The sequence below is a fragment of the Enterococcus sp. DIV0086 genome, from assembly GCF_050498705.1.
Classification (GTDB): Bacteria; Bacillota; Bacilli; order Lactobacillales; family Enterococcaceae; genus Enterococcus; species Enterococcus faecalis.
Window position 1 is genome coordinate 2,860,001 of record NZ_JBNIDN010000001.1, and the last position, 9,686, is coordinate 2,869,686.

General features: G+C 38.1%; 6 protein-coding genes and 10 tRNA genes (1 of these 16 cut by a window edge). All 16 read left to right on the forward strand.

The annotated features are described in order from the left end of the window. Positions 1-12, forward strand: a tRNA-Ile gene (locus tag IGI63_RS13915); it begins 62 nt to the left of the window's first position. Positions 13-26: 14 nt separating this feature from the next. Beyond that, positions 27-98: transfer RNA gene (locus IGI63_RS13920), tRNA-Glu, on the forward strand. A 12-nt stretch (positions 99-110) separates the two neighbouring features. Continuing rightward, a tRNA-Ser gene (locus IGI63_RS13925) sits at positions 111-200 on the forward strand. Between the two features lie 33 nt (positions 201-233). Beyond that, positions 234-307, forward strand: a tRNA-Met gene (locus tag IGI63_RS13930). 48 nt (positions 308-355) lie between these two features. Next, positions 356-429, forward strand: a tRNA-Asp gene (locus tag IGI63_RS13935). A gap of 5 nt (positions 430-434) precedes the next feature. Continuing rightward, a tRNA-Phe gene (locus IGI63_RS13940) sits at positions 435-507 on the forward strand. A gap of 14 nt (positions 508-521) precedes the next feature. After that, positions 522-592 (forward strand) — tRNA-Gly (locus IGI63_RS13945). A 13-nt stretch (positions 593-605) separates the two neighbouring features. Beyond that, positions 606-679: transfer RNA gene (locus IGI63_RS13950), tRNA-Ile, on the forward strand. Positions 680-689: 10 nt separating this feature from the next. Continuing rightward, positions 690-777, forward strand: a tRNA-Ser gene (locus IGI63_RS13955). Positions 778-792: 15 nt separating this feature from the next. Then, positions 793-864, forward strand: a tRNA-Glu gene (locus tag IGI63_RS13960). Positions 865-1,106: 242 nt separating this feature from the next. Continuing rightward, positions 1,107-1,949: a BglG family transcription antiterminator LicT gene (licT, locus tag IGI63_RS13965; RefSeq protein WP_002355181.1), complete on the forward strand. Its 843-nt coding sequence runs from the start codon at positions 1,107-1,109 to the stop codon at positions 1,947-1,949. A 73-nt stretch (positions 1,950-2,022) separates the two neighbouring features. Next, a complete protein-coding gene (locus IGI63_RS13970; protein ID WP_429975964.1) occupies positions 2,023-3,921 on the forward strand; it encodes a beta-glucoside-specific PTS transporter subunit IIABC in 1,899 nt (632 codons plus the stop codon). A 23-nt stretch (positions 3,922-3,944) separates the two neighbouring features. Continuing rightward, entirely contained in the window at positions 3,945-5,375 is a 1,431-nt protein-coding gene (locus IGI63_RS13975) for a 6-phospho-beta-glucosidase (RefSeq protein WP_002375743.1), read from the forward strand. A 122-nt stretch (positions 5,376-5,497) separates the two neighbouring features. Then, entirely contained in the window at positions 5,498-6,964 is a 1,467-nt protein-coding gene (locus tag IGI63_RS13980; RefSeq protein WP_002394686.1) for a glycoside hydrolase family 1 protein, read from the forward strand. A gap of 20 nt (positions 6,965-6,984) precedes the next feature. Beyond that, positions 6,985-7,803 carry a histidine phosphatase family protein gene (locus IGI63_RS13985; RefSeq protein ID WP_002358330.1) on the forward strand — a complete coding sequence of 273 codons (819 nt, stop codon included), beginning with the start codon at positions 6,985-6,987 and terminating at the stop codon, positions 7,801-7,803. 1,083 nt (positions 7,804-8,886) lie between these two features. Continuing rightward, positions 8,887-9,630, forward strand: a complete 744-nt coding sequence (locus tag IGI63_RS13990) for an alpha/beta hydrolase (protein WP_002383919.1) — start codon at positions 8,887-8,889, stop codon at positions 9,628-9,630. The last annotated feature ends 56 nt before the right edge of the window (positions 9,631-9,686 follow it).

Sequence of the window (9,686 nt, forward strand, 5' to 3'; positions counted from 1 at the left end):
CATTTAGGCCCATAATTTTATAAAATGGCCCGTTGGTCAAGCGGTTAAGACACCGCCCTTTCACGGCGGTAACACGGGTTCGAGTCCCGTACGGGTCATAGTTTTGTTACGGAGGATTACCCAAGTCCGGCTGAAGGGAACGGTCTTGAAAACCGTCAGGCGGGTAAAACCGTGCAAGGGTTCGAATCCCTTATCCTCCTTTCTTAGGAATTAAGTTTCCTTAGTCTAATTATCGCGGGGTGGAGCAGTCAGGTAGCTCGTCGGGCTCATAACCCGAAGGTCGTAGGTTCAAATCCTGCCCCCGCAATTGCTTTTATTTTTTAAAGCATACATTTGCATAAAGCAAAAACGAATTGGTTTGGTAGTTCAGCTGGTTAGAATGCCTGCCTGTCACGCAGGAGGTCGCGGGTTCGAGTCCCGTCCAGACCGTTTTTGGCTCGGTAGCTCAGTTGGTAGAGCAATGGATTGAAGCTCCATGTGTCGGCAGTTCGATTCTGTCCCGCGCCATCCAAGAAAAATTTGCGGGTGTAGTTTAGTGGTAAAACCACAGCCTTCCAAGCTGTTGTCGCGAGTTCGATTCTCGTCACCCGCTTTTTTCTTATTTGGGGCCTATAGCTCAGCTGGTTAGAGCGCACGCCTGATAAGCGTGAGGTCGATGGTTCGAGTCCATTTAGGCCCATTTATTTCTTGGGGAAGTACTCAAGTGGCTGAAGAGGCGCCCCTGCTAAGGGTGTAGGTCGGGAAACCGGCGCGAGGGTTCAAATCCCTCCTTCTCCGTTTTTTCTTTTTAATGGCCCGTTGGTCAAGCGGTTAAGACACCGCCCTTTCACGGCGGTAACACGGGTTCGAGTCCCGTACGGGTCATAGTGAAGCATACAAACATTGTTTGTATGCTTTTTTTATTTTTATTACAAAAAAATGTTGTTGAAAGCGTTGACATTTGTTGTAAATATGTTATTCTTTGGATGTAGGGATAAGTAAATAGATGGATAGTGATTGTTTAAAGACAAGCTAAACCTAATTTTTTCATGAAGCGACATATGTGTCGTTCTTTTTGAAGAAATTGGGTTTTTCTTTTTTCAACGAAACACAAAGGAGGTGGGGCATTGATTATTCACAAAATTTTAAACAATAATGTGGTTATTACATTAGATGATGATAAACGAGAGCAAATTGTTATGGGCAAAGGAATTGCTTTTAAGAAACGCATTGGGGATTGGGTTCCTGATGAAAGTATTGATCAAGTTTTTTATTTAGCCAATCAAGAAACATCACTTAAGTTTCAAGAATTGTTAGGAAATATTCCTTTAGAGATGATGAAACTCTCGGATGACATTATTGTTTATGCAAAATCAACGTTGAAAAAGAGTTTGAATGATACCATTTATATTTCTCTGACGGATCATTTGTACACAGCTTTAGAAAGAAAAAAACAAGGAATTGCAATTAAGAATTTATTATTATGGGATATTAAACGTTTTTTTCCTGAAGAGTACGAAGTAGGAGTAAATGCTTTAAAAATGGTACAAAAGCGCGTAGGAATGGAATTGTCAACGGATGAGGCAGGTTTTATCGCATTGCACTTGGTGAATGCGGAGATGGAGGAAGAAGTCGGTAATATTTACGAATTGACAAAGTTGATGCAAGAGATTACAAATATCGTCAAATACTATTTTAAGGTAAGTTTTGATGAAGACTCTGTCTACTTTTATCGATTTAGCACACATTTAAAATTTTTCTGTTATCGCTTATTACACCAACGTGAAGTTGTCGAAAATGATGATGAAGAACTGTATGCGGTAATTAAAAAGAAATATCTCAACGCCTATCGTTGCGTGGAAAAGATCAGCTTGTATTTAAATGAGAACTATGACTATCAAGTTTCAAATGAAGAACGCTTGTACCTAACGATTCACATTGCACGAATTGTACAAACAACGGAACAATAAACGCACCACTTTGGATAGTGACATTCAGTTGGCTAAACCTTCAAATGAAAATAAATTTTTGGAGGAAAAAAAGATGGGAAAATATCATGAACTAGCAGAAAAAATTGTAAAAAATGTCGGTGGGCAAGAGAATATTAATAGTTTGACACATTGTATCACACGTCTTCGCTTCAAATTAAAAGATGAGAGTCAAGCGAATGATGATGTCTTAAAAAATATGGACGGTGTGGTAACTGTTATGAAAAGCGGTGGACAATACCAAGTCGTTATTGGGAACCATGTTCCAGCCGTTTACGAAGAAGTAGTTAGTATTGCAGGCTTGTCAGGAGAACGTGAAGAAGGAGCTTCCAGTGGGAATTTATTTGATCGCTTAATAGATATTTTAAGTGGTTGTTTCCAACCCTTTTTAGGGGCGTTAGCAGCGGCTGGGATGGTTAAAGGGTTAAATGCCTTATTGGTTTTCTTAAAGCTCTATACGGCTACGTCAGGGACTTATACCATGTTAAATGGGATTGGCGATGCAATTTTCTACTTTATGCCAGTTATTTTAGGTTATACAGCAGCTAAAAAATTCCGGTTGCATCCAATGGTAGGGATCGTGATTGGTGCAGCTTTATGTTACCCAACGATTCAAGGAAGTGCATTACAAACGGCCTTTGAAACAACAGCGGGTGCCGGAGCCGCAGCACCGTATAATTTATTGGGCTTACCTGCCTATAATACATTTATGGGGATTCCTTGGGTCGGTGCGAACTATACAAGTAGTGTCGTACCAATCATCTTCATTATTGCTTTTGCGGCACAAGTTCAAAAAGTGTTTAAACGTATTATTCCAGAAGTTGTTCAAACGTTCTTAGTACCGTTTTTCGTCTTGTTGATTGCCTTACCAATTGGTTTCTTAGTAATTGGGCCAATCGTTAGCATGCTAACAGATTTATTAAGCGCTGGCTTTACAGCATTAATGAGTTTCTCACCAGCTTTGTATGGTTTGATTCTTGGTTTCTTCTGGCAAGTCTTAGTTATTTTTGGTTTACATTGGAGCGTTGTGCCATTAGCTATTATGCAAGTGACACAAGAAGGTTCAAGCCAAGTATTAACGGGATCATTTGCAGCTAGTTTTGCGCAAACAGCGGTTGTTTTAGCGATGTTCTTCAAATTGAAAGATAAAAAGTTAAAAGCTTTGTGTCCGCCAGCAATTATCTCTGGTATTTTTGGTGTAACAGAGCCAGCAATTTATGGAATCACTTTACCAAAAAAATGGCCATTTATTTATTCAATGATTGGTGGCGCTGTCGGTGGTTTATATTTGATGATCAACAATGTGACAGCTTATACAATGGGTGGTTTAGGAATTTTCGGTGTGCTAAACTTTATCAATGGTGATGATGCAAGTGGGATGATTCAGTCCTTTATTGCAATTGCCATTGCAGCGGTCGTTGGTTTTGGTCTAACATTCTTCTTCTGGAAAGACGATACAGTTGAGGAAGAAGAAGTGATTATTGATAAAACAACGATTAAAAAAGAAAATATTACAAGTCCAGTCAAAGGACGAGTGTTATCTTTAAAAAATGCAGAGGATCCTGCTTTTGCGAATGGAGCATTAGGAAATGGGGTCGTGATTGAACCAACGGAAGGTAAAGTGGTTGCACCCTTTGATGGAACGATTGTCACACTATTCCCAACAAAACATGCATTAGGTTTGATTTCAGATAACGGCACAGAATTATTGATTCATATTGGGATTGATACAGTTCAATTAGAAGGCGAAGGCTTTGAAGCTTTTGTAAAACAAGGTGACCGCGTGAAAAAAGGTCAAACATTAGTAAACTTTGATTTAGAAGGAATTAAAAAAGCTGGGTTTAGTACACAAATTCCAATCGTTGTGACGAATACAGCGGATTATTTAGATATTTTGGAAGTCGGCAGTAATGAAGTTTCAACAAGCGATGATTTGCTGACCGCTTTAATATAAAAAGATGTGGAGGAAGAGAATTTATGGCATTTAGAAAAGACTTTTTATGGGGTGGCGCAACAGCAGCCAATCAATGTGAAGGTGGCTATAACGAAGGCGGACGTGGTTTGGCAAACGTCGATTTAGCGCCAACTGGTCCAGATCGTTTTCCAGTAATCACTGGTGAAAAGAAAATGTTTAACTTTGATGAGGAACATTTCTATCCTGCACAAGAGGCGATTGATATGTATCATCGCTATAAAGAAGATATCGCCTTGTTTGGTGAAATGGGTTTTAAAACATACCGTTTATCCATTGCTTGGAGTCGAATTTTTCCAATGGGAGATGAAACAGAGCCGAATGAAGAAGGCTTGAAGTTCTATGAAGACTTATTCAAAGAATGTCATAAATATGGGATTGAGCCACTAGTAACGATTACACACTTTGACTGCCCAATGCACTTAGTGGAAGAATATGGCGCTTGGCGTAGTCGTAAGTTAGTAGGTTTCTATGAAAATCTTTGCCGTGTAATTTTCAACCGATATAAAGGATTAGTCAAATATTGGTTAACATTTAACGAAATTAATATGATTTTACATGCACCATTTATGGGGGCAGGTCTATACTTTGAAGAAGGCGAAAACAAAGAACAAGTGAAATACCAAGCGGCCCATCATGAACTACTAGCAAGTGCAATTGCGACAAAAATTGCTCATGAGGTAGATCCTGAAAACCAAGTAGGTTGTATGTTAGCGGCTGGTTCCAACTACGCTTATACTTGTAAACCAGAAGATGTTTTCGCTGCTCGACAAGCAGATCGTGAAAATTATTTCTTTATTGATGTCCAATCACGTGGGGAATACCCTGCGTATGCTTTAAAAGAAATGGCCCGTAAAGGTATTCAAATTGAAATGGAAGAAGGCGACGAAGAACTTTTAAAAGAACATACGGTGGACTTCATTTCGTTCTCTTATTATTCTTCTCGTGTCACATCAACAGATCCAGAAATTAATGAACAAACAGCTGGTAACATCTTTGCCTCTGTGAAAAATCCTTATTTAAAAGCCAGTGAATGGGGTTGGCAAATTGATCCGCTTGGTTTGAGAATTACGATGAATGACTTATATGATCGTTATCAAAAACCACTATTCATTGTTGAAAATGGCTTAGGAGCGGTAGATACACCAGACGAAAATGGTGATGTAGTCGATGATTATCGTATCGATTATTTGGCGGCGCATATTCAAGCGATGAAAGATGCTGTTGAACAAGATGGTGTCGACTTGTTAGGCTATACGACTTGGGGCTGTATTGATTTAGTATCAGCTGGAACAGGTGAAATGAAAAAACGCTATGGCTTTATCTATGTGGATCGCGATAACGAAGGAAATGGTACGTTAAAACGAAGCAAGAAGAAATCGTTTGATTGGTACAAAAAAGTAATCGCAACAAATGGTGAAGATTTAAGTAATTAATAAAATCAGCAACTATTAAAGGGCGTTTGACGTTGGCAGAAAAAACAAGGACTCTTCTGCCAGCGTCAATTCCCTTGATGGTTTCTTTGTTATGCCTAAAAACAGAGGGAAAGAGGGATTTTATGGGATTTCCAGAAAATTTTTTATGGGGCGGTGCAACAGCTGCTAACCAATATGAAGGTGGCTATCTTTCAGGAGGCAAAGGTCTGAGTACATTAGATGCAATTACTGGTGGTAGTCAAACAGAACCGCGACGGATTACGTATTTAACTAAAGAGGGCCAAAAAGCTTCTTGTACGCGCGATCAAGCATTACCCGAAGGAGCGATTGGTTATATCGATGAAGAGTTATACTACCCTAGTCATGTAGCGACGGACTTTTACCATCATTACGAAGAAGATATCGCCTTATTTGCAGAAATGGGTTTCAAATGTTTTCGGCTGTCTATCGCCTGGAGCCGGATTTGCCCAAATGGAACAAAAGAGATTAATGAAGAAGGCTTAGCCTTTTATGATAAAGTTTTTGATGCTTTGCTGCGCCATGGAATTGAGCCCGTTGTGACGATTAACCATTTTGATATTCCGATGTATTTGGCCGATGAATATGATGGTTGGAAAAATCGTGAAGTGATTGATTTCTTTGTTTTCTTTTGCGAAACCATTTTTACACGTTATCAGGATAAAGTGAAGTATTGGATGACTTTTAATGAAATTAATTTTTTAAGAAGTTGGACGCAAATTGGGATTCACAATAATGATAAACAAAGTAAATATCAAGCGGCACATCATCTATTTGTAGCAAGTGCGAAAGCAGTTGAATTGGGACATTCCATCAATCCAGATTTCCAGATTGGTATGATGGTGGCTTATATCCCGAGTTATCCTTTGTCCTGCAAACCTGAGGACGTGATGGCAGCTGTTCAATTTAACCGAGAGCAAGAATTTTATATGGATGTCCAGGCTAAGGGCTATTATCCAGCGCATAAGCTCAAAGAATTTGAGCGTGAAGGAATGACAATTCAAATGGAGTCAGAGGATTTAGCGATTATTCAAAAAGGAACAGTTGATTATATCGGGTTTAGTTATTATATGTCGACTGTTTCGACTGCTTATCCCGAAGAAGTAAAATATGTCGGAGGCAACCAAATGCCTGCGGTTAAAAATCCTTATTTGCAAGAATCTGAATGGGGCTGGGCTGTCGATCCTTTAGGGTTAAGAATTTCATTGTGTCAGTTGTCAGATCGTTACAATATGCCATTGTTTGTGGTTGAAAACGGGTTTGGCGCGGTGGACACATTGCAAGAGGATGGCTCGATTGTCGACGATTACCGCATTGATTATTTTAAACAACATATTGAAGCCATGAGAACCGCAGTAGAAGAAGACGGGGTTAACTTAATTGGTTATACGCCATGGGGTTGTATTGACTTAGTTTCAGCAGGGACTGGCGAAATGAAAAAACGTTACGGTTTTATCTATGTAGACATGGATGACGAAGGTCAGGGAACCTTGAAACGAACTAAGAAAAAATCATTTAATTGGTACAAACAAGTTATCGCTAGTAATGGTGAAAACTTAACAACTGAGTAGAAAATGAGGGGAAATAAAAAATGAAAAAACGATTGACGATTGTGGGGATGCTTTTTCTGGCCATTTTAGTAATGGTTGGTTGTGGTAAAAATCAGCAAGCAACGACAAAAGAAAAAGAGACAAAACCTGAAGAACTAACTCTTTACATTGTGCGCCATGGAAAAACTATGTTAAATACGACGGACCGCGTACAAGGATGGTCAGATGCGGTCTTAACACCAGAAGGTGAAAAAGTTGTGACAGCAACTGGGATTGGCCTGAAAGATGTTGCCTTTCAAAATGCATATAGTAGTGATAGTGGCCGCGCCTTGCAAACTGCTCAACTTATTTTAGATCAAAATAAAGCAGGCAAAGACCTTGAAGTCGTGCGTGACCCAGATTTACGTGAATTTAATTTTGGTAGCTATGAAGGGGATTTAAACAAGACAATGTGGCAGGATATTGCTGATGATCAAGGTGTTTCCTTAGAAGAATTTATGAAAAACATGACCCCTGAATCTTTTGCCAACAGTGTAGCTAAACTAGATCAACAGCGCGAGGAAAGCAAAAATAACTGGCCTGCAGAAGACTATGCTACAATTACTAAACGTTTGAAAAAAGGCTTAGATAAAATTGTTGCCACAGAATCAGCCAATCCCGGAAATGGCAATGTTTTAGTGGTCTCTCATGGCTTGAGTATTTCAGCGTTGTTAGCAACTTTATTTGATGATTTTAAAGTCCCAGAAGGCGGGTTGAAGAATGCTAGTGTCACAACAATTCATTACAAAAATGGCGAATATACTTTGGATAAAGTCAATGATGTAAGCTACTTAGAAGCAGGCGAAAAAGAATCAAAATAATCTAAGGAAACGAGAAACAGTCTAGTTAGGAGTTGGTGGAGCAAGAAAAGGGTTGCTTCACCAACTCCTATTGTTTTTTATTAAAAGTGAAGGCTTACCTCATCACATTTTTAAATAGAAGTGGTTCGAGCTCAAAAATGATTTATCGCATAACTATGCTGACTAGATTTTGGACCGTTTTTTTACTAACTGAATAAAAGCATGTTCTGATGGGGTATTTTTACATTTATATTAAGTGAAAATTAGAAATTATTTTTTTAATTAGTGAATCAACTATTAAATAAATAGTATGAAAAAATTGTGACATGTATCTGTTAAAAACCAGTCCTTTTTATGACTGTTGTTTTTTTAGTTAATGAAATAGGTTGTTATTTATTATCTAAATTGTATAAGGCTGTTACTATGCTTGCTTATATTAGTAATGTGTCCTTATAAAATAGAATAATAGCTATGTCTATTTAAAATAGTGTATGCTACTATTTTTTACAACAGACAAATTTATGAAAGTAAGACTGTTTGTTGAAAAATAATTTATATATTAATGAAAAAGTTTAAGAAAGTGTATTGATGGTTTCAAGTGAAGCGATATAATTAATTTCATTAGAGAGAAGTGTTAGAATGGCGAGAAAGCAATGCTTTATTGTTAAGTCAATGTTACTATCATTCCTTATTTTGGGAGTCCTTTCCTTCATTTTCAAAGAATATATTTTTGAAAATGTTGGTTTATTGAGGGCTTCGTTAGTTCTGATAGTATTTTTCATTGGCGAGTATATCTATTTAGACTATACTTTATCAAATAACAGGGCTTTATTGATCTGTTCGGTGTTGATATTTCTGCTTTCAGCTTCATTGTTATTTTAATAAGGGAAGTATAGGAAAAATAAAATGATGATTTGAAACGATTATTATCAGCTACTTAGAAGCAGGCGAAAAAGAATCAAAATAATCTAAGGAATCGAGAAACAGTCTATTTAGGAGTTGGTGGAGCAACAGAAGGATTGCTTCACCAACTCCTATTGTTGTGTTCTTTTTTTATTAAGGGTAGAATCAGAAAGAAGAATTTTTTCATTGGGAGGAAATGAGATGAAAAATAGAACAAAATCACGCTGGAAAAAAATTGTCCTAGGACTTGGGCTTTTTTTAGTAATCTTAGTCATCGGTTTGACTATTTTTATTAAAAATAGTACGTATCAAGCAACCGATTCAGCCTTAAAAATAAGCCAAAGTGCCACGCAAGAAAAAAACTATGATTATTATACAAACGGGCAAAAAAATGATACAGCACTGATTTTTTATCCAGGTGCATTGGTTGCGCCCGCTAGTTATAGTGAATGGGCGCAAGAAGTTGCTACGAAAGGTTATGATGTCTATGTTGTTCATTTTCCTTTGAATTTAGCGGTTCTTGCACCAAATGCTGCAGAACAAATTATAAAGGATCATCCACAACAAAACTTCGTTTTGGCTGGACATTCTCTGGGTGGTGTGATGGCTAGCCGTTTTGTAGCGGAAAATGAGCAACGAATCAAAGGCATGATTTATTTAGCTAGCTATCCTGACGAAAAAGGTGCACTAAACAAGCAAAATCTGCCGGTTCTGTCAATAACAGCCACAAACGATGGTGTTTTAAATTGGACTAGCTACCAAAAAGCCAAACAGTTTTTGCCAAAAGATACGCAGTATGTATCTATCAAAGGTGGTAACCATGCAGGGTTTGGTAATTACGGTGTCCAAAAAGGAGACAACAAAGCGACAATTTCTAACGAGCAACAGCAAACAGAAATCAGTCAATTGATTGTAGCGTGGCTACAATCACGCCCCAATAAATAATCCGATGAGCGTGGGACAAAAATCACTTTGGACTTTTGCTCCACGCTCAAAAACTA

Coding starts and splice junctions, on each gene's coding strand:
- IGI63_RS13975 (WP_002375743.1), top strand. CDS start 3,945: ATGGCATTTAGAAAAGACTTTTTATGGGGTGGCGCAACAGCAGCCAAT.
- IGI63_RS13980 (WP_002394686.1), top strand. CDS start 5,498: ATGGGATTTCCAGAAAATTTTTTATGGGGCGGTGCAACAGCTGCTAAC.
- IGI63_RS13970 (WP_429975964.1), top strand. CDS start 2,023: ATGGGAAAATATCATGAACTAGCAGAAAAAATTGTAAAAAATGTCGGT.
- IGI63_RS13990 (WP_002383919.1), top strand. CDS start 8,887: ATGAAAAATAGAACAAAATCACGCTGGAAAAAAATTGTCCTAGGACTT.
- IGI63_RS13985 (WP_002358330.1), top strand. CDS start 6,985: ATGAAAAAACGATTGACGATTGTGGGGATGCTTTTTCTGGCCATTTTA.